The 22,979-nt window shown below is 75.1% G+C and carries 26 protein-coding genes; 18 read left to right on the top strand and 8 right to left on the bottom strand.

Features of this window, described 5'->3' with window-relative positions:
• Positions 1-54 precede the first annotated feature (54 nt).
• The 5 genes from mshA (at position 55) to E4P43_RS02025 (ending at position 5,705) form a co-directional block, all read left to right on the top strand.
• On the top strand, positions 55-1,395 hold the full coding sequence (mshA, locus tag E4P43_RS02045; RefSeq protein ID WP_245158885.1) for a D-inositol-3-phosphate glycosyltransferase: 1,341 nt from the start codon (positions 55-57) through the stop codon (positions 1,393-1,395).
• On the top strand, positions 1,392-1,934 hold the full coding sequence (locus E4P43_RS02040) for a YbjN domain-containing protein (protein ID WP_135143759.1): 543 nt from the start codon (positions 1,392-1,394) through the stop codon (positions 1,932-1,934). Before mshA ends, E4P43_RS02040 begins: the two co-directional genes overlap by 4 nt.
• The gene (locus E4P43_RS02035) at positions 1,931-3,523 is read left to right on the top strand and encodes an MFS transporter (RefSeq protein WP_135143758.1); all 1,593 of its coding nucleotides are present in this window, start codon (positions 1,931-1,933) and stop codon (positions 3,521-3,523) included. The genes E4P43_RS02040 and E4P43_RS02035 overlap by 4 nt, the downstream gene beginning before the upstream one ends.
• A gap of 107 nt (positions 3,524-3,630) precedes the next feature.
• Positions 3,631-4,902, top strand: a complete 1,272-nt coding sequence (locus E4P43_RS02030) for a pyridoxal phosphate-dependent aminotransferase family protein (RefSeq protein ID WP_167759020.1) — start codon at positions 3,631-3,633, stop codon at positions 4,900-4,902.
• A 35-nt stretch (positions 4,903-4,937) separates the two neighbouring features.
• The gene (locus tag E4P43_RS02025) at positions 4,938-5,705 is read left to right on the top strand and encodes a phosphoglyceromutase (RefSeq protein WP_135143756.1); all 768 of its coding nucleotides are present in this window, start codon (positions 4,938-4,940) and stop codon (positions 5,703-5,705) included.
• Positions 5,706-5,782: 77 nt separating this feature from the next.
• Here E4P43_RS02025 and phoU read toward each other — a convergent pair whose 3' ends face one another.
• Positions 5,783-6,445: a phosphate signaling complex protein PhoU gene (gene phoU / locus E4P43_RS02020; RefSeq protein WP_135143755.1), complete on the bottom strand. Its 663-nt coding sequence runs from the start codon at positions 6,443-6,445 to the stop codon at positions 5,783-5,785.
• A 170-nt stretch (positions 6,446-6,615) separates the two neighbouring features.
• Between phoU and E4P43_RS02015 the strand changes: the two genes are divergently transcribed.
• Positions 6,616-7,818 (top strand): ATP-binding protein, encoded by a 1,203-nt coding sequence (locus E4P43_RS02015; protein WP_135143754.1) that lies wholly within the window; start codon positions 6,616-6,618, stop codon positions 7,816-7,818.
• A complete protein-coding gene (locus E4P43_RS02010; protein WP_135143753.1) occupies positions 7,815-8,501 on the top strand; it encodes a response regulator transcription factor in 687 nt (228 codons plus the stop codon). The genes E4P43_RS02015 and E4P43_RS02010 overlap by 4 nt, the downstream gene beginning before the upstream one ends.
• A gap of 4 nt (positions 8,502-8,505) precedes the next feature.
• On the opposite strand, the gene E4P43_RS02005 is transcribed toward E4P43_RS02010, so the two are convergent.
• Both E4P43_RS02005 and E4P43_RS02000 read right to left on the bottom strand, forming a co-directional pair.
• Positions 8,506-8,706, bottom strand: coding sequence for a DUF3072 domain-containing protein (locus E4P43_RS02005; protein ID WP_135143752.1), 201 nt, complete (start codon positions 8,704-8,706; stop codon positions 8,506-8,508).
• Positions 8,707-8,716: 10 nt separating this feature from the next.
• Entirely contained in the window at positions 8,717-8,944 is a 228-nt protein-coding gene (locus E4P43_RS02000; RefSeq protein WP_135143751.1) for a hypothetical protein, read from the bottom strand.
• 81 nt (positions 8,945-9,025) lie between these two features.
• Between E4P43_RS02000 and E4P43_RS01995 the strand changes: the two genes are divergently transcribed.
• The gene (locus tag E4P43_RS01995; protein ID WP_135143750.1) at positions 9,026-10,093 is read left to right on the top strand and encodes a helix-turn-helix domain-containing protein; all 1,068 of its coding nucleotides are present in this window, start codon (positions 9,026-9,028) and stop codon (positions 10,091-10,093) included.
• Here E4P43_RS01995 and E4P43_RS01990 read toward each other — a convergent pair.
• Positions 9,986-10,798 carry a hypothetical protein gene (locus E4P43_RS01990; protein ID WP_135143749.1) on the bottom strand — a complete coding sequence of 271 codons (813 nt, stop codon included), beginning with the start codon at positions 10,796-10,798 and terminating at the stop codon, positions 9,986-9,988. The two genes, E4P43_RS01995 and E4P43_RS01990, sit on opposite strands and share 108 nt — an antisense overlap.
• Before the next feature lie 75 nt (positions 10,799-10,873).
• Here E4P43_RS01990 and E4P43_RS01985 point away from each other — a divergent pair, with 75 nt between their 5' ends.
• Positions 10,874-11,818 (top strand): hypothetical protein, encoded by a 945-nt coding sequence (locus E4P43_RS01985; RefSeq protein ID WP_135143748.1) that lies wholly within the window; start codon positions 10,874-10,876, stop codon positions 11,816-11,818.
• Positions 11,818-12,654 (top strand): hypothetical protein, encoded by an 837-nt coding sequence (locus tag E4P43_RS01980; protein WP_135143747.1) that lies wholly within the window; start codon positions 11,818-11,820, stop codon positions 12,652-12,654. The genes E4P43_RS01985 and E4P43_RS01980 overlap by 1 nt, the downstream gene beginning before the upstream one ends.
• Before the next feature lie 10 nt (positions 12,655-12,664).
• On the opposite strand, the gene E4P43_RS01975 is transcribed toward E4P43_RS01980, so the two are convergent.
• The gene (locus E4P43_RS01975; RefSeq protein ID WP_135143746.1) at positions 12,665-13,231 is read right to left on the bottom strand and encodes a type 1 glutamine amidotransferase domain-containing protein; all 567 of its coding nucleotides are present in this window, start codon (positions 13,229-13,231) and stop codon (positions 12,665-12,667) included.
• Positions 13,232-13,290: 59 nt separating this feature from the next.
• Here E4P43_RS01975 and E4P43_RS01970 point away from each other — a divergent pair, with 59 nt between their 5' ends.
• The 6 genes from E4P43_RS01970 to E4P43_RS01945 all read left to right on the top strand — a co-directional run bounded on the left by E4P43_RS01970 (position 13,291) and on the right by E4P43_RS01945 (position 17,719).
• Positions 13,291-13,938 carry a hypothetical protein gene (locus E4P43_RS01970; protein ID WP_135143745.1) on the top strand — a complete coding sequence of 216 codons (648 nt, stop codon included), beginning with the start codon at positions 13,291-13,293 and terminating at the stop codon, positions 13,936-13,938.
• Positions 13,935-14,753 (top strand): pyrroline-5-carboxylate reductase, encoded by an 819-nt coding sequence (gene proC / locus E4P43_RS01965; protein WP_135143744.1) that lies wholly within the window; start codon positions 13,935-13,937, stop codon positions 14,751-14,753. Before E4P43_RS01970 ends, proC begins: the two co-directional genes overlap by 4 nt.
• Before the next feature lie 372 nt (positions 14,754-15,125).
• A complete protein-coding gene (locus E4P43_RS01960; RefSeq protein WP_233491290.1) occupies positions 15,126-15,392 on the top strand; it encodes a helix-turn-helix domain-containing protein in 267 nt (88 codons plus the stop codon).
• A gap of 210 nt (positions 15,393-15,602) precedes the next feature.
• Positions 15,603-15,701, top strand: coding sequence for an AURKAIP1/COX24 domain-containing protein (locus E4P43_RS01955; RefSeq protein WP_012854759.1), 99 nt, complete (start codon positions 15,603-15,605; stop codon positions 15,699-15,701).
• Between the two features lie 10 nt (positions 15,702-15,711).
• Positions 15,712-16,818 carry an NAD-dependent epimerase/dehydratase family protein gene (locus E4P43_RS01950; RefSeq protein ID WP_135143743.1) on the top strand — a complete coding sequence of 369 codons (1,107 nt, stop codon included), beginning with the start codon at positions 15,712-15,714 and terminating at the stop codon, positions 16,816-16,818.
• The gene (locus E4P43_RS01945; RefSeq protein WP_135143742.1) at positions 16,811-17,719 is read left to right on the top strand and encodes a lysophospholipid acyltransferase family protein; all 909 of its coding nucleotides are present in this window, start codon (positions 16,811-16,813) and stop codon (positions 17,717-17,719) included. Before E4P43_RS01950 ends, E4P43_RS01945 begins: the two co-directional genes overlap by 8 nt.
• A gap of 21 nt (positions 17,720-17,740) precedes the next feature.
• Here the strand turns inward: E4P43_RS01945 and E4P43_RS01940 are convergent, their stop codons facing one another.
• The 3 genes from E4P43_RS01940 to E4P43_RS01930 form a co-directional block, all read right to left on the bottom strand.
• Positions 17,741-18,655, bottom strand: a complete 915-nt coding sequence (locus tag E4P43_RS01940) for an HAD-IB family hydrolase (protein ID WP_135143741.1) — start codon at positions 18,653-18,655, stop codon at positions 17,741-17,743.
• Between the two features lie 89 nt (positions 18,656-18,744).
• The gene (locus E4P43_RS01935) at positions 18,745-19,902 is read right to left on the bottom strand and encodes a DUF5667 domain-containing protein (RefSeq protein ID WP_135143740.1); all 1,158 of its coding nucleotides are present in this window, start codon (positions 19,900-19,902) and stop codon (positions 18,745-18,747) included.
• A 112-nt stretch (positions 19,903-20,014) separates the two neighbouring features.
• The gene (locus tag E4P43_RS01930; RefSeq protein WP_135143739.1) at positions 20,015-20,833 is read right to left on the bottom strand and encodes a sigma-70 family RNA polymerase sigma factor; all 819 of its coding nucleotides are present in this window, start codon (positions 20,831-20,833) and stop codon (positions 20,015-20,017) included.
• A gap of 201 nt (positions 20,834-21,034) precedes the next feature.
• Here E4P43_RS01930 and E4P43_RS01925 point away from each other — a divergent pair, with 201 nt between their 5' ends.
• Entirely contained in the window at positions 21,035-22,618 is a 1,584-nt protein-coding gene (locus E4P43_RS01925; RefSeq protein ID WP_135143738.1) for an AMP-binding protein, read from the top strand.
• On the top strand, positions 22,611-22,853 hold the full coding sequence (locus E4P43_RS01920; protein ID WP_135143737.1) for a glutaredoxin family protein: 243 nt from the start codon (positions 22,611-22,613) through the stop codon (positions 22,851-22,853). Before E4P43_RS01925 ends, E4P43_RS01920 begins: the two co-directional genes overlap by 8 nt.
• Positions 22,854-22,979 lie beyond the last annotated feature (126 nt).

Below are 22,979 nucleotides of genomic sequence, written 5' to 3'. Positions count from 1 at the left end.
GAGACAGGGGTGCGTCGTGTGCGCCCCGTGAAGCGCAGAGCGGGAGGTCGCAGGGTGCCCGCTCGCCGCTTCCCAGGCCCCGGCCTGCCCCGGCGGGTGGCGACGCTCTCGGTGCACACCAGCCCGCTCGACCAGCCCGGTGCCGGTGACGCCGGGGGCATGAACGTCTACGTCGTCGAGGTCTCCCGGCGGCTCGCCGCCCGTGGCATCGCCGTCGACGTGTTCACCCGCGCGACCTCCAGCGACCTGCCGCCGGTCGTGGAGATGAGCCCGGGCGTGACGGTCCGCCACGTCAGCGCCGGCCCCTTCGAGGGCCTGGGCAAGGAGGAGCTCCCCGCGCAGCTGTGCGCGTTCACCGCCGCCGTGCTGCGCGAGGAGGCCCAGCACGAGCCGGGCTACTACGACCTCGTGCACTCGCACTACTGGCTGTCCGGCCAGGTGGGCTGGCTGGCGCGGGACCGGTGGAGCGTGCCGCTGGTGCACACCGCGCACACCCTGGCCAAGGTCAAGAACGAGGCGCTGGCCGCCGGCGACCGCCCCGAGCCGCGCTCGCGCGTCATCGGCGAGGAGCAGGTGGTCGCCGAGGCCGACCGGCTGATCGCCAACACCGACGAGGAGGCCCGCCAGCTGGTGCGCCTCTACGGCGCCGACCCCGCGCGCACGCTCGTCGTCCCGCCCGGGGTGGACCTGGACCGCTTCGCGCCGGGCAGCCGGGTCGCGTCCCGGCGTGCGGTCGGGGTGGCCGAGGACGCCGTCGTGCTGCTGTTCGTGGGGCGCATCCAGCCGCTCAAGGCGCCCGACGTCCTGCTGCACACCGCCGCCCGGATGCTCGCCGACGACCCGGGGCTGCGCTCCCGCCTGCAGGTGCACGTGGTCGGCGCCCCCAGCGGCAGCGGCCTGGACGCCCCGCGCCAGCTCGAGCAGCTGGCGGCCGGGCTCGGCATCACCGACGTCGTCCGCTTCCACCCGCCGCAGCCCCCCGAGCGGCTGGCGCACTTCTACCGGGCCGCCGACGTCACCGTCGTGCCGAGCCACAACGAGTCCTTCGGGCTGGTGGCCCTGGAGTCCCAGGCCTGCGGGACGCCCGTGGTCGCCGCCGCGGTGGGCGGGCTGCCGACGGCCGTGCGCGACGGCGTCTCCGGCGTCCTGGTCCCCGGCCACGACCCGGCCGACTACGCGGCGGCCGTACGGGCGGTGCTCGCCCGCCGGGAGCTGCTGGCCGCCGGCGCGCGGCGGCACGCCGCCCGGTTCTCCTGGGAGCGCACCGTCGACGCGCTGGTCGAGGCCTACGCCTCCGCCGCCGCCGAGATGGCCGCCGCGCCGCCCCGCCCGGCCCGCGAGCGGCGCCCCGGCGGCCCGCTGCGCTCGCTGCCCGGCCTGGAGGTCGCCCGGTGAGCCGACCCGCGGGGACGAGGAGCACGGCCGAGCTCGACGCCGTCATCGACCAGACGCTCCGGGACAGCGAGCTGGTGCACGAGCACCCCGCCCCCGGCACCTGGCTGGTCGACCTGCCGGGCACCAAGAAGCTCAAGACCGTGTGCGGGCTGGTCGTGGGGGAGCACTCGCTGCGGGTGGAGGCCTTCGTCTGCCGCCAGCCCGATGAGAACCGCGAGCAGCTGTGGACCTACCTGCTGCAGCACAACGCCCGCATGTACGGCGTCGCCTACTCGATCGACTCCGTGGGCGACGTCTACCTGACCGGCCGGCTGCCGCACGCCGCCGTCACCCCCGAGGAGCTCGACCGGCTGCTCGGCGCGGTGCTCAGCTATGCCGACGACCACTTCAACGCGATGCTCGAGATCGGCTTCGGCACCTCGATCCGCCGGGAGTGGGACTGGCGGGTGAAGCGCGGCGAGTCGCTGCGCAACCTGGAGGCCTTCGCGGCCTTCGCCGACCCGAGCCGCCGCCCGTCGGCCCCCGACGGCGAGGCGTGACGGCGACCGAGCGGTCGCAGCCGGGCGCGGTGCCGCCCGGCGAGGAGGAGCGCCCGGGCTACGCCCGCCGCTGGTGGGTGCTGGCCACCATGACGGTCTGCCTGCTCGTGGTGATCATGGGCAACACGATCCTCAACGTCGCCATCCCGACCCTCCAGCGCGAGCTGGGGGCCACCCAGGGCGAGCTGCAGTGGGCGGTGGACGCCTACATCCTCGTGTTCGCCGGCCTGCTCTTCTCCTGGGGCGTCATCGGCGACCGGATCGGCCGCCGCCGGGTCCTGCTCATCGGGCTGGGCATCTTCGCCCTCGGGTCGGTGCTCGCCGCCTTCAGCGACAGTGCGCTGGAGCTGATCGCCTGGCGGGCGCTCATGGGCGTCGGCGGGGCGGCGGTGCAGCCGACCACGCTCGCGGTCATCACCAACGTCTTCCCGCCGCGCGAGCGCGGGCGGGCCATCGGCGTCTGGGCCGGCACCGCGGGGATCGCCGTCGCCGGCGGCCCCCTGGCCGGGGGTGCGGTGCTCGAGCACTTCTGGTGGGGCGCGGTCTTCCTCGTGGGCGTCCCGGTGGCGCTCCTCGGGGTCCTGGCCGTCGTCGCCTTCGTCCCGGAGTCGCGGGACCCCAGCCCCGGCCGGCTCGACGTCCCCGGCGTCCTGCTGTCGATCGCGGCGCTGGCCGGGCTGGTCTACGGGATCATCCGCGGCGGCGGTGGCGAGGGGTGGACGACGCCGAGGGTGCTCGTCCCGCTCCTGGGCGGGCTGGTGCTGCTGGCGCTGTTCGTCTGGCTGCAGCGCCGCTCGGCCCACCCGGCCCTCGACGTCTCGCTCTTCCGCAACCCCGCCTTCTCCGCGGCGGCCGGGGCGCTCGGGCTGAACTTCTTCGCCCTGCTGGGCGCGACGTTCTACCTGGTCTTCTACCTGCAGGGCGTGCGGGGGCTCACCCCGCTGGAGAGCGGTGCCGCGCTCATCCCGGTGGCCCTCGGCATGGCGGTCATGGCTCCCTTGAGCTCCGGGCTGGCCGAGCGCTTCGGGGCGAAGGCCGTCTGCGCCGTCGGCTTCCTGCTGATCGCGCTGTCCTTCGCCGGTGTCCAGCTGCTGGACCTGACGACGCCGGTGTGGGTCCTCCTCGCCGTGCTGTCCGTCCAGGGGGTCGGGATGGGCACGGTGATGGCGCCGGCCACCGAGTCGATCATGTCGGTCGTGCCGCGCGAGAAGGCCGGCGCCGGCGCGGCGGTCAACAACTCGGTGCGCCAGGTCGGCGGTGCGCTCGGCGTCGCGATCCTCGGCTCGCTCCTCGCCGGCTCCTACGCCGCCCACCTGGGCAGCACGGTCGACGCCCTGCCGGCCGGTGTCCGGGACGAGGCCGGCGAGTCGATCGTCGCGACGCTCGAGGCCGTGCGGCGGGTGCAGGCCGAGGGCGGGCCGGAGGCGGCGAGGGCCGCGGCGGAGGTCGTCGGGCCGGCGCAGGAGGCCTTCGTCTCCGCCATGCACGTCACCGCGATCGGCACGGCGGCGGCGACGCTGGTCGCTACCGTCGTCGTGCTGATCTGGCTCCCGGGGCGCCGCGATCGGGTGGTCCCGGCCACCCGTTGAGGTGAACACGCGCCAGACCGTTGACGCTCAGTCACGATCCGCACAGGCTGGCCGGGTAACCGCGCGGCGAGGGGATCCGCGCGGTCCAAAGTGTGGGAGTGCAACCTGTGACCGACGGCCCGGCCGCCACCCGTACCGACCCGACCGGAGCCCTGCGAGGCCGTCGCGACCCGTTCGCGCCGCTGCTGGAGAACCCGCTGGCCGCCCTGCTGCGCGCGCACAGCGACGCCGGGGCCGCCACCCACTCCGTCCCCACCGGCGGGGCGCCGCTGCCGGTCACCACCTACGCCGACGGCCGCGCCCGCATCAACCTGGGCACCGGCAACTACCTCGGCCTGGCCGGTGACCCGCGGGTCGTCGAGGCGGCGGCGGTGGCGCTGCGGCGGTACGGCACCTCGGCCTCGGGCAGCCGGGTGCTCAACGGGACCACCGCGCTGCACCTCGAGCTCGAGGAGGAGCTCGCCGACCACTACGGCACCGAGGCGGCGGTCCTCACCTCGTCCGGGGTCAACGCCAACCTCGCGCTGCTGTCCACGGTCTGCGGGCCGGAGGACGTCCTGCTCGTCGACGCCCACGTGCACGCCAGCCTGCACGCCGCCGCCGCGGCGAGCCGGGGCAGCGTCGTGCGCTGGCGGCACAACGACCTCGACTCGCTGGCCGCCCGGCTGGAGCGGCTCGACGCGCGCGCCGGGGCCGTCGTCGTCGTGGACGGCGTCTACTCGATGACCGGTGAGCTCGCGCCGCTGGACGCCGTCGTGGCGCTGTGCGACCGCTACGGCGCCCGGCTGGTCGTCGACGAGGCGCACGGTCTCGGCGTCCTCGGCGCCGGCGGGCGCGGCGCGGCCGAGCAGCTCGGCGTGCTGGACCGGGTCGACGCGGTCACCGTGGCGCTGAGCAAGTCGCTGGCCAGCGTGGGCGGCGCCGTCATGACCTCGCGGGCCGCCGCCGACGGCATCCGTGCCGGGGCCATGCCCTACGTGTTCAGCGCGGCCAACGACCCGGCCTCGGTGGCCGCTGCCCTGGCCGCGCTCCGCATCCTGCGGGCCGAGCCCGAGCGGGTCGCGCGGCTCCAGCGCAACGGGGAGCTGCTGCGCACCGCGCTCGCCGACGCCGGCGCGCAGCCCGTGCCCGGCCGCGGCGCGGTCATCGCTGTCCCGACCGGGGCCGAGGAGGTCACGGCGGGCGCCTGGCGGGCCTGCTTCGACGACGGCGTCTACACCAACGCGGTGGCCTACCCGGCGGTCCCGCGCGGCAAGGGCGTCCTCCGGCTGACCGTCATGGCGACCCACACCGACGAGCAGCTCCGCGAGGCGGCCCAGGTCGTGGCCGCGGCCGTCCGCCGGGCGCGCGACGGCGAGTGGGAGATGGCGCTGGCCTGACGGCCCTGCTGCCTGCGCGGACACCGTCGGGCAGGATGACCGACGTGACGACCTCGACGGGAACGCTGGTGCTGCTCCGCCACGGCGAGAGCGAGTGGAACAAGGCCAACCTCTTCACCGGCTGGGTGGACGTCCCGCTCTCGGAGAAGGGGCGCGCCGAGGCCGCCCGCGGCGGTGAGCTGCTCGCCGAGCACGGCCTGCTCCCCGACGTCCTGCACACCTCGCTGATGAAGCGGGCCATCACCACCGCGGAGCTGGCGCTCGCCGCCGCCGACCGGCAGTGGATCCCGGTCAAGCGGTCGTGGCGGCTCAACGAGCGCCACTACGGCGCGCTCCAGGGCAAGGACAAGGCCGCCACCCTCGCCGAGTACGGCGAGGAGCAGTTCATGATCTGGCGCCGGTCCTACGACACCCCGCCGCCGCCCATCGCGCCCGGCGACGAGTTCTCCCAGGACGGCGACGTGCGCTACGCCTTCCTGCCCCCGGAGGCCCGGCCGGCCACCGAGTGCCTCAAGGACGTCGTCGTCCGGATGCTGCCCTACTGGTACGACGCGATCGTGCCGGACCTCCGGGCCGGGAGGACCGTGCTGGTGGCCGCGCACGGCAACAGCCTCCGCGCCCTGGTGAAGCACCTCGACGGCATGGGTGACGACGAGGTCGTCGGGCTGAACATCCCCACGGGCGTCCCGCTGCGCTACGACCTCGACGCCGACCTGCGGCCCACGAAGCCGGGTGGCCAGTACCTCGACCCGGCGGCCGCCGCGGCCGCCATCGAGGCGGTCAAGAACCAGGGGAAGCGCTGACGGCTGCGCCGCCGTGCGCCCGTCCACCCCTCTGCCCGATGCAGGGGTGACGGCGCACGACGGCGCGTCAGGGCCGCTCAGGCCTCGGCGGGCTCGCGCTCCCAGCGCTCACCGGTGACCAGGTAGCAGACCCGGCGGGCGACGCTGACCGCGTGGTCGGCGAAGCGCTCGTAGTAGCGCCCGAGCAGGGTGATGTCGATGGCCGACTCGATGCCGTGCGGCCACTGGTCGCCCAGCAGCTGCCGGAACAGCTCGCGGTGGATGCGGTCCATCGCGTCGTCGTCGGTCTCCAGCTCCCGGGCCGCCTCGACGTCGTGCTTGGCGATGACCGTCGCCGTCTTGGTGATGAGCAGCTCGGCGACGTTGCCGGCCTCGAGGAAGGCCGGGCGCACCTCCTGCGGCACCGCGTGGTCGGGGAAGCGCATCCGTGCGACCTTGGCGATGTGCGCCGCGAGGTCGCCCATCCGCTCCAGGTCGCTGACGATGCGCATCGCCGTCGTGATCGTCCGCAGGTCGCCCGCCACCGGCTGCTGGCGTGCCAGCAGGGTGAAGGTGCGCTGCTCGATGCTCTCCCGCGTCGCATCGATCGCGTCGTCGCCGGCGATGACCCGGTCGGCGAGCTCGACGTCGGCGTCGAGAAGCGCGGTGGTCGCCGTGCTCATCTGGGAGCCGACCGCGTTGGCCATCCCCACCAGGCAGGCGTTGATGTCGTCCAGTTCCTCGTGGTAGCTGTCGCGCACGCTCTCGTCCCTCTCGTCGGTGTTCCCGGGCGACGGTAGGCGGTCCCGGGAGCGGCCTGGTCGCTGCCAGGTGAACGAGCCACCACCCTCCGGTGAACACTGACCCGTCCGGGCGGTGAACCCTTGCGGCGTGGCGCTTCCCGGGCCGTCGCCCACCTAGCATCTGGGCCGTGAGTCCGCTGGTCGCCCTGGTGGTCGGCCTCCTCCTCGGTGGGGTGGTGGCCGCCACCGTCATCCTCCGCTTCCGCTCCGACATGGGCGAGGCCTCCGTCGACGACGTCGTCATGACCTCGCCGGAGGCGGCGCTGACCCGCCGCCTGGTCGACCTCATCGACCCCGCGATCGTCTTCGTGGGCAGCGACGACGCCATCCTGCTGGCCAACCCGGCCGCGCGGGCCCTCGGCATCGTCCGGGGCGACCGGCTGCTGGTCCCCGAGCTGCTGACGCTCGCCCGCGACGTGCGCCGCGCGGGCAGCCGCCGGGTCGACGTGCGGCTGCCCGGCGACCTGGTGGGCTCGGGCCCCCGCCTGGTGGGCGCGCACGGGGTGCGGCTGGACAGCGGCACGGTCGCCCGCCCGGGACCGGTCGCCCTGGTCCTCCAGGACGTGACCGAGGCCCGGCGGGTCGAGGCGGTGCGCCGCGACTTCGTCGCCAACGTCGGCCACGAGCTCAAGACGCCGGTGGGTGCGCTGGCGCTGCTCGCGGAGGCGATCCAGGGCGCCGCCGACGACCCCGAGGCTGTGCAGCGGTTCGCCGCGCGGATCGCGCACGAGTCCGACCGGCTCGGCCGGCTCGTCCGCGAGCTCATCGACCTCTCCCGGCTGCAGGGCGGCGAGCCGCTGCCCGAGCTGACCCCGGTGGAGGTGGACCGGGTGCTCGCCGAGGCGGTCGACCGCACGCGGACCGCCGCACGCGCCAAGCAGCTCGACATCGTCCTGGGCGGGCAGCCCGGCCTCGTCGTCCGCGGGGTGGAGAGCCAGCTGACCACCGCCGTCACGAACCTGCTGGCCAACGCCGTCGCCTACAGCACCGGGGAGAGCCGGATCGCCGTCGCGGCGCGGTCGCGGTCCGGCTTCGCCGAGATCGCCGTGACCGACAGCGGCATCGGCATCCCGCGCAGCGACCGGCACCGCATCTTCGAGCGCTTCTACCGTGTGGACCAGTCGCGGGCCAGCAGCACCGGCGGCACCGGGCTCGGTCTGGCCATCGTGAAGCACGTCGCCAGCAACCACGGCGGCTCGGTGAGCGTGTGGAGCGAGGAGGGGCTGGGCTCGACCTTCACCCTCCGCATCCCGCTCGCCGGCCCTGCCGACCACCCGGTCGCCACAGACCCCGTCCCCGCTCCGCAGACCCTGGAGAACGAACGTTCATGACCCGAGTGCTGGTCGTCGAGGACGAGGAGTCCTTCTCCGACGCGCTGTCCTACATGCTCGGCCGCGAGGGGTTCGACCCCGTCGTGGCCGCGACCGGCCCCGAGGCGCTGGCCGAGTACGACCGAGGCGGCGCGGACATCGTGCTGCTGGACCTCATGCTGCCGGGCCTGTCGGGCACCGAGGTGTGCCGCGCGCTGCGCTCCCGGGGCAACGTGCCGATCATCATGCTGACCGCGAAGGACAGCGAGATCGACAAGGTCGTGGGCCTGGAGCTGGGTGCCGACGACTACGTGACCAAGCCGTACTCGGCGCGCGAGCTGGTCGCCCGCATCCGCGCGGTGCTGCGCCGCCGCGGGGAGGTGGCGGAGTCGTCGTCGGCCGAGGGCGTGCTGACCGCCGGGCCCGTGCGCATGGACGTCGAGCGGCACGTCGTCGCGGTCGACGGCGAGCAGGTGGCCCTGCCGCTGAAGGAGTTCGACCTGCTCGAGTTCCTGATGCGCAACGCCGGCCGGGTGCTCACCCGCTCGCAGCTCATCGACCGGGTCTGGGGCTCGGACTACGTGGGCGACACCAAGACCCTCGACGTCCACGTGAAGCGGCTGCGGGCCAAGCTCGAGCCCGACCCCGCCAACCCGACCTACCTGCTGACGGTGCGGGGCCTGGGCTACAAGCTCGAGGCCTGACGGCTCAGTTCTTGAGCTCGTCGATCTTCTGCGAGGCCTCGGCCTTGGTGAGCTGGTCGGGGTCGACGTCCTCGTCGGACTGGCGGGACAGCGTCTCCAGGTAGCTCTTCTGGGCACCGGTGGCCGGCTCGTCGCCGGTCACCCAGTCGGCCGGGTCCTTCTCCGGCGACGCGGCCGGCTGGGTGTTCTCGCTCGATTCGCTCATGTGTTCGAGCCTAGGCCGGGACGGAGTGCTCCGCACGGCGAGCGGCGGCGTCGACCGAGGCGGCGCGCGCAGCCCGCGTCGCGGTCCAGCGGCGGCCGGTGCGATAGGTGTGCACGCTGCCGCACGAGGGGCACTCGACGTGCAGCGCGATGTGCGACGGGTGGTTGGTGACCGACCGGATGCGCCGGTCGGAGACCAGCTCGTCGGTCCGGGTGACGGGGCAGGTGATCAGCAACATGGGAGCAGCCTGGCCCGGCCCCGACCACCGGACGAGTGGCAGGACTGACCGCTAGCGCATGTTTTCTGCCATGCTGCCGCCATGGCTCTCCCGGACCGTCCCCTGGTGGTCACCGTCATCGTCGCCGACCGGCTCGTCGCCCCGTTCGGCCTCGGCGTCTGCAACGAGGTCTTCGGCTACGAGCGCACCCGGCTCGGGCTGCCGCGCTTCGACTTCGGCATCGCCGCGGAGCACCCCGGTGTCTGCCGGACCGACACCGGCATCGGGATCCTCGTCGAGCACGACCTCGAGCGCGTCGACCGCTCCGACATCCTGCTCGTCACGGCGTGGGAGGACTTCGACGCCGACCCCTCGCCCCGGCTGCTGGACGCCGTCCGCCGCGCGCACGCCCGTGGCGCGCTGCTGGTCAGCCACTGCACCGGCGTCTTCGTGCTCGCCGCCGCGGGGCTGCTCGACGGCATGCGGGTCACCACCCACTGGAAGTGGACCGGCGAGCTGGCCAGCCGCTTCCCGCACCTGGAGGTCGACCCGTCGGTCCTCTACGTCGACAACGGCCAGATCATCACCGGGGCGGGGACGGCGGCCGGCGTGGACGCGCTGCTGCACCTGGTCCGCCGGGAGTGGGGGGCGAACGCGGCCAACTCGCTCGCCCGCGAGATGGTCGTGCCGGCGCACCGCGACGGCGGGCAGGCCCAGTTCATCGACGCCCCGGTGGCCGCCTGCGAGGACGACCGGCTGGGCGCGGTCCTGGAGTGGGCGCAGCAGCACCTCGCCGAGGAGATCAACGTCGACCTGCTGGCGCGCCGGGCGCTGATGAGCCCGCGCAGCTTCGCCCGCCGGTTCAAGGCGACGACGGGGACCACGCCGCACGCGTGGCTGCTGGGCCGGCGGCTCGACGCCGCCGAGGCGCTGCTGGAGGAGTCCGACGCCTCGGTCGAGGAGGTCGCCCGGCTCGTCGGCTTCGGCACGGCCGCGGGGCTGCGCGAGCAGTTCGCCCGCCGGCGCGGGGTCTCCCCGCGCGCCTACCGGCAGACCTTCCGCTCAGGTGCCCGGTCGGCGCCGGTGCAGCTCGACGGGCACCGGGGCGGGGCTGGCGGGGTGGGGCGCGACCAGGCCCTGGTCGAGGCGCAGCTGGGTCAGCCGGCGTAGCTCGGCGTAGGCCGGACCGCCCAGGAGGGCGGTCAGCTCGGCGGCGTAGGTGTCCACCAGCGGCTCGGGGGCCACGTGCGCGGTCGGCGACCCGGTGCACCACCAGTGCAGGTCGTGCCCGCCCGGGCCCCAGCCGCGGCGGTCGAACTCGCCGATGGTGGAGACCAGCACCCGCGTGCCGTCCGGGCGGTCGACGTGCTCCTGCTCCCGGCGCACGGGGAGCTGCCAGCACACGTCGGGCTTGGTGGTGACCGGGTGCAGCCCCTCGCGCAGCGCCATGCGGTGCAGCGCGCAGCCGATGCCCCCGGGGAACCCCGGCCGGTTCAGGAAGACGCACGCGCCGTCGACGACCCGGGTCCGCAGCGACCGGACGCCGTCCTCGGCGTCGCTCGCGTCGTCCTCCTCGGTCCAGGCACCGCGCCCCACGGGGGCGAGCTGCCAGTCCTCGTCGGCCAGGTCGGCGACGGCGGCGGTGACGCGGTGCAGGTCGTCCTCGTCGGTGAAGAAGGCGCCGTGGCTGCAGCAGCCGTCGTCCGGGCGCCCCTCGACCACCCCGGCGCAGCCACGGCCGAAGACGCACGTCCACGCCGAGGTCAGCCAGGTCAGGTCGGCACGCACGACGTGCTCGGGATCGGCCGGGTCGGGGAACTCCACCCACTCCCGGGGGAAGTCCAGCCCGACCTCCTCCGGCGGCTCGTTCAGCACCGGCCCAGCCTAGAAGGACCCGGTCCCGACGCCGCTCGGCGCGAGTGTCGGGGGAGGGCCAGGCAGACTGTGCCCATGCGACTCGGGGTGCTGGACGTCGGCTCGAACACGGTCCACCTGCTGGTCGTCGACGCGCACCGCGGCGCGCACCCCACGCCCATGCACGACGACAAGTCGGTGCTGCGCCTCGCCGAGCACGTCGGCCCGGACGACGTGCTGTCCAAGGCGGGGGAGAAGGCCCTGCTCACCGCCGTGCAGAACGCCTGCGAGCAGGCCGAGGCGCAGGGCTGCGACGAGTTCATGGCCCTGGTGACCTCCGCCATCCGCGAGGCGGCGAACGGCATGGAGGTCCTGGAGCGCGTCCGGGAGCGCACCGGCGTGGAGATGCAGGTGCTCAGCGGGGAGGACGAGGCCCGCCTGACCTTCCTCGCCGTCCGCCGCTGGTTCGGGTGGAGCGCGGGCCGGCTGCTGGTGCTGGACATCGGTGGAGGCTCGCTCGAGCTCGCGGCCGGCATCGACGAGGACCCCGAGGTGGCGCTGTCGCTGCCGCTGGGCGCCGGCCGGATGACCCGGCGCTTCCTCCCGCAGGCGCGCGAGGGCGGACGCCCGGACCTCGCCGCGCTCGAGGCGCTCGACGAGCACGCCGCGCAGCTGCTCGCGCCGGCCGCCGAGAAGATCACCTCCCTGGGCGCCCCCGACCTGGTGGTGGCCACCAGCAAGACCTTCCGCACGCTCGCCCGCCTCGCGGGCGCCGCGCCGTCCTCGGCCGGGCTGCGCGTCCCGCGGGAGCTGACCGCCGTGGGGCTGGGCCAGGTGGTGGGCTTCGTGTCGCGGATCGAGTCGGCCGCCCTGGCCGAGCTGCCGGGCGTCTCGGCCGACCGCGCGCACCAGGTTCCCGCTGGAGCGGTTGTCGCTGCCGCAACTCTGCGTGCGCTGGACGTACCGTGCGTGCGGATCGGTCCGTGGGCGCTGCGCGAGGGTGTCATCCTGCGCAGGCTGGACTCGTTGGGAGGGGTGTGATGGCCGAACCGGACTGGAACCCGGACACGGGAGGTCGGTCGCTCGCCGAGATCCTGCGCGAGGCCGGCATCGAGTCCGCCGCCCGGCAGCAGGCGCGCCGGCGGCGGTCCGACGACGACGACGACACCGGTATCCGGCAGCGGCGTGCCGACGACGCGGCCGCGGCCGAGCGCGCGGCCTACAACCGGCGGCGCAGCGACGCCCGGGTGCCCGACGCCACCCAGCCCCCGCTCCGCCGGTCGGGACCGGGACGCCCGGCCCAGCGCGTGACGGCCGGCCCCTCCACCGCGGCCATCCCGGGGCTGCGGCCCGACCGCAAGCCCGGCGTCCCCCAGGTCTCGGCGCAGCCGTCGGCCCCCGTCCCGCCGCTGCGCCGGGCGGCCGAGGCCGCCGGTCCCCAGCGGTCCGCCGACCGGGGCGCGGCGCGCACGGCCGAGCGCGAGGAGCGCCGGGGAGCCACCCGCACCGCCGCGCGCGAGAGCCACCCGCACACCGGGCCCATCCCCGTGGTCCGGGCCGACGACCTGCCCGACACCGACCTCGACGGCACCCCGCAGGAGAGCGCGCTCGCCTGGCTCCGGTTCGGCGGGGAGCTGCTGATCGCCCTCGCGGCGGGTGTCGGCATCTACTTCGCGGCCACCGTGCTGTGGGAGATGGTGCCGCGGCTGGCCATGTTCCTGGCGCCGCTCGCGGTGACCGGCCTGGTCGCCGGGGTGAACCTCTGGCGGAACCGGCAGGGTGCCGAGCCGGTCGGGGCCCGGCTGCTCGCGGTGCTGGTCTTCGCCGGGACGCTGCTCACCATCGCCCCGGCGGCCAACCTGCTCGGCACCTCCTGACCGCTCGGGGTCAGGCGTCGGCCGGCTCCTCCTCCCGGGCCCCGGCGAACTCCTCGACGATCGCTGCGGAGAAGGCGTCGAGGTCGTCGGGGTTGCGGCTGGTGACCAGGTTGCCGTCGACGACGACCTCCTCGTCCACCCAGTTCGCGCCGGCGTTGCGCAGGTCGGTCTGCAGCGACGGCCACGAGGTCATCCGGCGCCCCCGGACGACGTCGGCCTCGATGAGCACCCAGGGTGCGTGGCAGATGGCGGCCACCGGCTTGCCGGCGTCGAAGAACGCCTTCACGAAGGTGACGGCATCGGCGTCGGCCCGCACGAAGTCCCCGTTGATGACCCCACCGGGCAGCACCAGCGCGGCGTAGTCGTCCGGGTCGGCGGAACCGAGCTCGGTGTCGACCGTGCGCTCCTCGCCCTTGTCGATGTGCTCGTAGGCCGTGATGGTCCCCGAGCTGAAGGAGACCAGCTCCGGCTCGGCACCGGCTTCCTCCAGGGCCTGCCACGGCCGGTCCAGCTCGACCTGCTCCACGCCGTCGGTGGCCAGCACGGCCACCCTCATCCCGTCCAGTTCTCCTGCCATGGGGGCGGCGCTACCCGGCGGCCGGAGCGGGCACACCCGGGCGCACTACGGTTTCCGACGTGCCCGCAGGTCCCCGTCCCCGCCGTCTGCCGGCGCGGCCGACCCGTCGCGCCCTCGCGGTCGAGGACGCCGTCCGCACGGCCGGCGACCTGGTGGCGGCCGGCCGCCGGGTGGACCTCGCGCTCGACGGGGCCGTCTCCGACGCGCTGTGGGAGGAGCTGACCGGCCGGCTGGACGCCGCCGGGGTCGCCGGCTCCTGCGAGGTCACGGTCCCGGTCCCCGGCCGCGTCCCGCCGGCGGGGCCGGCCCTCGCGCTGGTGGGGCCGGCGGACGCCGTCGACCGAGCGGCCGCGGTGCTGCCCGAGGCGCGCGTCGTCGTCGGCGCCGCCGAGGCCGGAGCGGAGGAGCGGTGCCGCCGGCTGGCCGGGCGCCGGGTCCGCCTGACCCCGGGGCGCGGCAGGGCGGCCGACCTGGCGTTCGCCCGCTGCCTCGCGGTCCTGATGGCCGGCAGCGGGATGCCGGCCGTGGCCACCACCGACCCACGACTGATCGCCGTCACCGGAGAGCGCGCGGCCTGGAACGGCCGTCCGCCCGAGAGCTGGGAGTACGTCATGCCCTGGGGAGCCCCCACCGAGGAACAGCACCGGCTGCTCGCCGCCGGTTCCACCGTCCGCGTGCAGGTGCCGGTCACGGGCGGTCGGGCGTGAGCGCCGCGGACCGGCGCGGGCTGGCGATCGTCGGCGGCGGGAAGATGGGGGAGGCGCTGCTCTCCGGCCTCGTCCGCCGGGGCGGCCCCGACGGGATCGTGGTCGTCGAGCGCAGCGAGGAGCGGGCGCGGCAGCTCGCCGAGCGCTACGGCGTGGCCACCGTCGACCTCGCGGGCGCGGCGGCACGCGCGCGGGTGCTGCTGCTGGCGGTCAAGCCGCAGGACGTCGACGGGCTGCTCGGGCTCGTCGCCGCGCACGTCGACCCCGGGCACCTCGTGGTGTCCATCGCGGCGGGCGTCCCGACGGCGCGGATCGAGGCGGCGCTGCCCGACGGCGTGCCCGTCGTCCGGGTCATGCCGAACACCCCCGCGCTGGTGGACGAGGGGATGAGCGTGCTGTCGGCCGGGTCGCACGTGACCGAGGCCGACCTGGACGAGGCAGAGGCCCTGCTGGCCGCCGTCGGCCGGGTGCGGCGGGTGCCGGAGGCCCAGCAGGACGCCGCCACCGCGCTGTCGGGCAGCGGCCCGGCCTACTTCTTCTACCTCGTCGAGGCGATGGTGGACGCCGGGATCCTCCTCGGCCTGCCGCGCGCGCTGGCCGCCGACCTGATCGTGCAGACGGCGCTCGGCGCGGCCGTGATGATGCGGGACTCGGGGGAGCACCCGGTCCAGCTCCGCGAGGCGGTCACCAGCCCCGGGGGGACGACGATCGCCGCGATCCGCGAGCTGGAGCGGCACGGCGTCCGCGCTGCCCTGATCGCCGCGATCGAGGCCGCGCACGCGCGCTCGGTCGAGCTGGGAGTCGACAAGTCGTGACGTCGACACGTCGACCGTCACCGACCGGAGCGGGCCGAACACAGTAGCGGGTCATCGGCCGTTTCGGGTGGACGCTGCGTGATCGGTCGTTCACGGCGTCGCGGAACGCGCCGGAACGGGTGTGTCCCGTGTTGCATAGGTGTAGTTCTGCCTAGTACGGACCGGTCCGCCTGTTCGTTTCATCCATCGCATCAGTCACGCCCGTCCCCTTACGCTCAGTACCAGCGCATGCGTGTTCAGTTGCCGGTGGGGAAGCCGGCGCCACGACATGAGCTAGGTACCGGAGACGAAGACATGACCATGCCCCAGCGCCACGCTGCCGCCACCGTCGTCCGCCCGGGGATGCCCGTCCCGCGTCCGATGGGTCGCCCCATGCCCGCCTCTGCCGTCGCCCGCCCGGTCCCGGCCGCGCACCCGGCCGCCATGCCCGTCGGCCGCCCGTCCGTGCCGGCCCCCCGCGCTGCCGTGACCTTCCTGACCGTCGCCGAGGTCGCCTCGATGATGCGCGTCTCGAAGATGACCGTGTACCGCCTCGTGCACGCCGGTGAGCTCTCCGCCGTCCGCGTCGGCCGCTCGTTCCGCGTGCCGGAGCGCGCCGTGCAGGACTACCTGCGCGACGCCTACACCGACATCGCCTGAGCAGGACCCCCGTCCGCCTGACCCCGCCCAGCGCGGGGCCGGTCCCGGACGGGTCGCGACGAGCAGTCGCACCAGCTGTACTTCCCCCGGTCCGGCCGCCCGCGACGACGTCGTCGCGGGGCGGCTCGGGTACGCTCGGTCGCCGAGCGGCACCGGGGGGACCCGGCAGTCGCGCTCGAGCTGTTCCAAATACGACGTCGGGAGCACCACGTGGGTTCGGTCATCAAGAAGCGGCGCAAGCGGATGGCGAAGAAGAAGCACCGCAAGCTGCTGAAGAAGACGCGCGTTCAGCGTCGCAACAAGAAGTGAGCTGACGCTCGTGCCGCCCGCGGTCGTCCTCGTCACCGGTGTCAGCCGGTGGCTGGGAGGCGCGCTGGCGGCCGAGCTCGCAGCCGACCCGGGCATCGAGCGGGTCATCGGCGTGGACACGGTCCCGCCGTCGCCCGCGATGCTCCGCCGGCTCGGTCGTACCGAGTTCGTGCGGGCCGACATCCGCAACCCGCTGATCGGCAAGGTCATCGCCGCGGCGTCGGTCGACACCGTGGTGCACATGAACATCAGCTCCACGCCCGCCGGCTCCGGCGGCCGGGTGCCGATGAAGGAACTCAACGTCATCGGCACGATGCAGCTGCTGGCCGCGTGCCAGCGCGCGCCGTCGGTCCGCCGCTTCGTCCTGAAGTCGACGAGCGCGGTCTACGGCGCCTCCTCCCGCGACCCCGCGGTCTTCACCGAGTCGATGCAGGCGCGCCAGGTCCCCTCCGGCGGCTTCGCCAAGGACAGCGTCGACATCGAGGGCTACGTGCGCTCGTTCAGCCGGCGCCGTCCCGACGTCGACGTCGCCGTCCTGCGGTTCACCAACTTCATCGGCCCGCGCATCGACTCGCTGCTCACCGGGTTCCTCCGCATGCCGCTGGTGCCCACCGCCCTCGGCTACGACGCCCGGGTGCAGCTGCTGCACGAGGACGACGCCCTGGCGGTGCTCACCCGCGCGACCACGGGCGACTTCACCGGCACGGTGAACGTCGGCGGCGAGGGGACCCTCCTGCTCTCCCAGGCCATCCGCCGCCTCGGCCGCATCGAGGTGCCGCTGCCGTCCCCGACCCTCGGGTCGGTGGGCCGGCTCTCCCGCCGGTTCGGTTTCGTCGACTACTCCCCGGAACAGATGCGCTTCCTCAACTTCGGCCGCGTCGTGGACACCACGCGGCTGCGCACCGAGTTCGGCTACACCCCGCGCTACACGACGGCGGCCGCGCTGGCCGACTACGCGCGCACGGTCCCGCCGGTGATCGCCCCGGGAACCGTCCGCTCGGTCGCCGACGGGCTCCGCTCGGCGCTGGGCCGGGTGGGCGACACCGCCACCGCCGTGGAGCGGCGGCTGCGGCCGACCCCGCCCCCGCCGGGGCTGCGGGCGGTGCGCGATGCCTGAGGCCCGCGTGATCCCGCTGCGCCCGGACGACGACGAGCCGTTCGTCCCCACGACGCCGCCGCCGGCCTGGGACGACCAGGTCGCCGGTGGGCTGGAGTTCCTGCAGCGCCGGCTGACGGGCGAGTACGAGACCGACGAGTTCGGGTTCGACCCCGACCTGACCGACCACGTGCTGCTGCCGATCCTGCGGCCCTTCTTCCAGAAGTGGTTCCGGGTGGAGACCTTCGGCCTGGAGAACGTGCCGGCCGACAGCGGTGCCCTGGTGGTCGCCAACCACTCCGGGACCCTGCCGATCGACGCCCTGATGACCACGGTCGCCCTGCACGACGACCACCCGGCGTCGCGCCGGCTGCGGCTGCTCGGCGCCGACCTGGTCTTCGAGATCCCGGGCGCGGGGGCGCTGGCCCGCAAGCTCGGGGCCACGCTGGCCTGCAACGAGGACGCCGAGCGGCTGCTGACCGAGGGCGAGCTGGTCGGGGTGTTCCCCGAGGGCTTCAAGGGGATCGGCAAGCCCTTCCGCGACCGGTACACGCTGCAGCGGTTCGGCCGCGGTGGCTTCGTGTCGGCGGCGCTGCGGACCGGGAGGCCGATCATCCCGTGCGCCATCGTCGGGGCCGAGGAGATCTACCCGATGATCGGCAACGCGAAGACGGCGGCCCGCCTGCTCGGGCTGCCCTACTTCCCGATCACGCCGACGTTCCCGCTGCTGGGGCCGCTCGGGCTGGTGCCGTTGCCCTCGAAGTGGCTGATCGCCTTCGGCGAGCCGATCGAGACCGCCTCCTACGGCCCGGCCGCCGCCGAGGACCCGATGCTGGTGTTCAACCTGACCGACCAGGTCCGGGAGACCATCCAGCACTCCCTGTACCAGCTGCTCCTCCGCCGCCGCAGCGTCTTCTCCTGACGGCCCCGCCGCCGGGGGCGCTCACCAGGGGAGCTTGTTCCTCCGGCGCAGGGCCACCGCGCCGCCGACGAGGCCCCCGGAGAGGGCGGCGGCGGCCACGGTCGGCACGCCGATCTTGGCCGCCTTGCGGCCGGTGCGGAAGTCGCGGATCGTCCAGCCGCGCGCCTTGGCCGCGGCGCGCAGCTCGGTGTCGGGGTTGACCGCGACGGCCGTGCCGCAGAGGGAGAGCATCGGCAGGTCGTTGGCCGAGTCGCTGTAGGCCGTGCAGCGGGAGAGGTCCAGGCCCTCGCGCTCGGCGAGCGCCAGCACCGCCTCGGCCTTCGCCGGCCCGTGCATCATCTCGCCCACCAGGCGGCCGGTGTACTGGCCGTCGACGACCTCCGCGACGGTGCCCAGCGCACCGGTGAGGCCCAGCCGCTTGGCGATGATCGAGGCGAGCTCGACCGGGGTCGCGGTGACCAGCCAGACCCGCTGGCCGGAGTCGAGGTGCTTCTGGGCCAGCGCGCGGGTGCCCGACCAGATGCGGTCGGCCATCAGCTCGTCGTAGATCTCCTCACCGGCCTGCACGATCTCCTCGACCGTGCGGCCGGCCACGAAGGCCAGGGCGTTCTCGCGGATGGTGTGCATGTCGTCGGCGCTCTCGTTGCCGGCGATGCGGAACTTGGCCTGCTGCCAGACGAAGCCGGCCAGGTCGCGGGTCGAGAAGTACTTGCGAGCCGCCAGGCCGCGGGCGAACCAGAACAGCGAGGCGCCCATCATCATCGTGTTGTCCACGTCGAAGAAGGCGGCACCGGTCAGGTCCGGGTGGACCGTCGACGGCGCGTCGACCTCCGCGGCGGCCGCGGACGCGGCCCCCGCCACGTGGGCGCGGGTGCTCTCGTCGGCGTCCACGACGGGCCGCCCCACCCGGCGGCCGCGCACCGTCAGTCTCGGCACAGCGACCTCCCTGCCTCGTCGCGCCTCGCGGCGCAGCGATCCCGACGACCCCGACCCTAGCCGTACCGGCGGGTCGGTTCAGGTCCTGGTCAGCAGTTCCCCACGGTCGCCAGCGGCGGCAGGCAGATCCGGATCGGTCCGGGCAGCGGCACGTCGATGACCGGCGGGAGCGTCGGCCGCGCCGCGGAGCCGCTCGGCGTCCCGGGCAGCGGGAGCACCGGCCCGGTGGGCAGGAGCCCGCCCGGGGTGGGCAGCTGCGTGGGGGCGCTGCCGGCGGGCCCGCCCGGCGCGGGGGTGGGGACGGCCGCTCCGGGACCGTTCCCGCCCGGGGCCGGGGCGGGCGCGGGGGCCGGGCCCTGGGCGGGCGGCGACGACGGGTCGACCGAGGGAGCACCCGGCGGGCTGGCGACCGGCGGCGGGGCGGGGAGCTCCTCGGCGACCGGCGGCGGGACGTCGGCCAGGCAGAGGCCGGGCACCGGTCCCAGGGCGTCCTCGCCCACGGTGGCGGGGCCCGAGGCACAGCCGAGCGCCGTCGACAGGCCCGCGGTCCGCGTCGTCAGCGCCTTCAGCAGGTCCACCGACCCGACGTAGGCGGGGTCGGCGGGCGCGGGGACCTCGTCGCGGAGGTCGGCCAGGCCCGCGGACTGCTGGTCGGTCCAGGCGGCCAGGTCCGCCAGCGTCTCCGCGTCCCGGTCCGTCACCGCGCGGGAGGTGAGCAGCGCGGCCGCCTCGGTGGTCTGGTGGTCCATGGTGCGCAGCGTCGACTCGACCAGGGCGGGGTCGCCGGTGACCGTCCGCAGCTCCTCCAGCCGGGTGCTGGCCAGCTCCAGGAGCGTCTGGCCGCGGCTCTCACCGGCCAGCGCCAGCTGGGTCTGCTCGGTGCCGCGCTTGAGGTCGTAGAGGGGGTCGCCCGGCTGCGCGCCGGCGGCCACGGCCACCAGCGCGGCGAGGCCGGTCACGCCGACGGCGGCACCGGCGAGCCCGGCGGTGAGCCGCCCGCGCCAGCGGGAGGGCGCGCGGTCCTCGGCGCGGAGCGTGAGCAGCCGCGAGACCAGCGGGCGCGGTGCGGGCTCGGGGGTGCGGACGGCGGCCATCGCGACCAGGCGTGCGCGGGCACGGGCCCGGTACTGCGCGTCGGGCTCGTCGTCGAGGACGGTCGCGAGGGACTGCAGGCGCGCCACGACCGCCGCCTCGCGGTCACCTGCGGAGGCGGCGTCGTGAGCCGTCGTGCCGTCGTGCCGGATCACCTGCGACCCCCCGTCCTCTCGTCCGAGCCGGCCCCGCCATCGAGGCGGAACCGTTCCAGGGGGCACAACGACGGGCGGGGGCCGTCGGTTACGCCCGTTACCGCAGCGTGATTCACCGCAGGCCCTCGGGCAGCAGCCCCGCCAGCCGCCGGACCGCCCGGTGCTGGAGCGCCTTGATGGCGCCGTCCTTCTTCCCCATGATCTCGGCAGTCTCGGAGACCGACAGACCGTGCAGGAAGCGCAGCACGATGCACTCCTGCTGCTCGCTCCCCAGCTGTTGCACGCAGGCGAGCAGCTGCTGGTTGGTGAGGTGCTGCAGCACGGCGTCCTCGGGACCGTCGGTGACCCGGTCGGCGTCGCGCATGTCGGCCGTGCTGACCTCGAGCCGGAACCGGCTGCTCTTCACCTGGTCGCGGATGATGTTGCGCGCGATCGTGACCAGCCAGGCGCCGACGTCCCGCCCCTGGAACGACAGCGAGTCGATCCGGCGCAGCGCCCGCACGAAGGTCTCGCTCGTGACGTCCTCGGCCGTCGCTCGGTCCCCGACCCGGTGGTAGGCGTACCGGTGCACCAGCGAGACGTAGTGGTCGTAGAGGCGGCCGAACGCCTCGGCGTCGCCCTCCTGCGCCTGGCGCACCAGCGCCCACACGTCCGGGGCGTCCGACGCCGCCCCGGCCTCCGCGGCGGCGATCTCCTCGGCCACCTCGGTGGGCAGCTCGGAGGTGGCCGGGACCTCGGTGGGCACGCCGTCGACGGTCTCCCCGTCCTCGGCCGTCACCGGACGGGGGTCCTCGTCGTTCACCGGGTGCTCGTCGCTCGCCGGCTCGTCGCCGGGGAGCGCCTCGGCGCTGGTGCGGGGGAAGGGGGTCGGACGCGGCCTCGGTGGTGCAGGCAGACCGGCGGGACGCTCGGCGTCCAGGGGCGGGGGCATGCGGGCGATCGACCTCCTCGTCGGCCCGCTGTGCCTGGACCGTCTCGTGGGTCGCGCACGCCGGGGGACGGCGTGCGCGGCTGCGGCGCAGGCCCCATGGTGACAACATCGCCCCTGCTCGTCCACGGCAGCCTCGCCGGACGCCCCCTCCGGGTGCGTCCGGCGGCCGGTCCGCCGCCCCCTGACGAACAGGAGACGTCCGTGTCCGACGCAGGCACCTCGCTGGCCGCCCTGGTCCGGGCGGCCGCGCAGCGCGACCCCGCGGCCCCCGCCGTGGTGGCCGGGGACCAGCGGCTGAGCTGGGGCGAGCTGGACTCCGCCGTGGACCGGGTCGCGGCCGGGTACGCCGGTCGTGGCCTGGGTGCCGGCGCCCGGGTGGCCGTCCAGCTGCCCAACGGGCTGGACTGGCTGCGGGCCGTGCTGGGGGCGCTCCGGGCGGGGCTGACCGTCGTCCCGGTGAACACCGCCTACACCGACCCCGAGCTCGAGCACGTGCTCACCGACTCCGGCGCCGAGCTGCTGGTGGCGGCCCACGACCGCGAGTCCCTCGCCGGTGTGCCGGTCTGCCCCGGCCCCCCGGACGACGACGGGCCGGTGCCGGCGGTCGCCGACGACCCCTCCGCGCTGGCCTTCCTCTGCTACACCAGCGGCACGACCGGCCGGCCGCGGGGCGCGATGCTGACCTCCGGCGCGCTGCGGGCCAACCAGGAGCAGTGCCTGGCCATGAGCCCGCCGCCGGTGCGCAGCGACGACCGGGTGCTGCTGGTCCTGCCGCTGTTCCACGTCTACGGCCTCAACGCGGGCTTCGGCCTGGTCGCGGCCACCGGCGCCTGCGCCGTCCTCGAGGAGACCTTCGACCCCCACGCCTCGCTGGCGCTGATGGCCCGGGAGCAGGTCACCGCCGTGCCCGGCGCCCCGCCGATGTACCAGGCCTGGCTGGCCGTGGCCGACGCCGTCGGCAGCGACGCCGACCTGCGCCGCGCCTTCGCCGCCGTCCGCGTCGCCTCGGCCGGTGCCGCCCCGCTGCCCGAGGAGGTCTGGCGGGCGATGCGCGAGCGGGCCGCGGTCACGGTGTGGGAGGGCTACGGGCTGACCGAGGCGTCGCCGGTCGTGGCGAGCACGCTGGCCACCGGCCGGGCGAAGCCGGCCTGCATCGGCGGGGCGCTCCCGGGCCTGGAGCTGGTGCTGCGGGACACCGCCGCGACCGGCGCGGTCACCGTCGACCTGCCCGACGAGGAGAGCGGGACGGGGGAGGACGACGGCGGCGACCCCGACGAGGGCCCCGGCGAGATCTGGGTGCGCGGGCCGAACCTCTTCTCCGGCTACTGGCCCGACGGCACGGACGGTCCGGACGCCGACGGGTGGCTGGGCACCGGCGACCTCGCCTACCGGGACGCCGACGGCGACCTGCACCTGGTCGACCGGCGCAGCGACCTCATCCTGGTGAGCGGCTTCAACGTCTACCCGGCCGAGGTCGAGCGGGTCCTCGACCAGCACCCCGCCGTCGTCGAGAGCGCCGTGATCGGCGTGCCGGACCCGCGGACGGGTGCGGCGGTCCGCGCCGTCGTCGTCCTCGCCCCGGGTGGGGAGCTGACCGTCGAGGAGCTGCAGGCGTTCGCGGGGCAGTCCCTGGCCCGCTACAAGGTGCCCACCTCGGTGCACTTCCTGGCGTCCCTGCCGCACTCCCTGACCGGCAAGGTGAGCCGGGCGCGGCTGCGCGAGCTCGGGCTCACCGGCGCCGACGAGGGGCTCGCGGTCCCGGCGGGGAGCGCGCCGGGTGAGTGAGCCGCGCCTCCAGCTGCTGGGGCGGGCGGGCTGCCACCTGTGCCTCACCGCGGCCGAGCAGCTCGCCCCCGTCGCCGCCGAGGCCGGGCTGACGGTGGTCGACGTCGACGTGGACACCGACCCGGAGCTGCAGGCCGAGTACGGCGACCGGGTGCCGGTGCTGCTGCTCGACGGCCGGGAGCACTCCTACTTCACGCTCGACGTCCCCCGGCTGCGCAGGGACCTGGGCCTCTGAGGCGCCTCCGGCAGGGGGTCCTCCTGCCCCGTCCGGGTGGCGTCTGACCTGCGGTTACGGTGGTGTCCACCACAACCGGCCGGATCCTGCCTGGTCAGCGGGCCGACGCCTGCCCAGCGACTTTGT

This window comes from Blastococcus sp. TF02A-35, from assembly GCF_004571075.1.
Taxonomy (GTDB): Bacteria; Actinomycetota; Actinomycetes; order Mycobacteriales; family Geodermatophilaceae; genus Blastococcus.
Note: the sequence above shows the minus strand (reverse complement) of the source record. Positions and strands in the feature narration are given on the sequence as shown.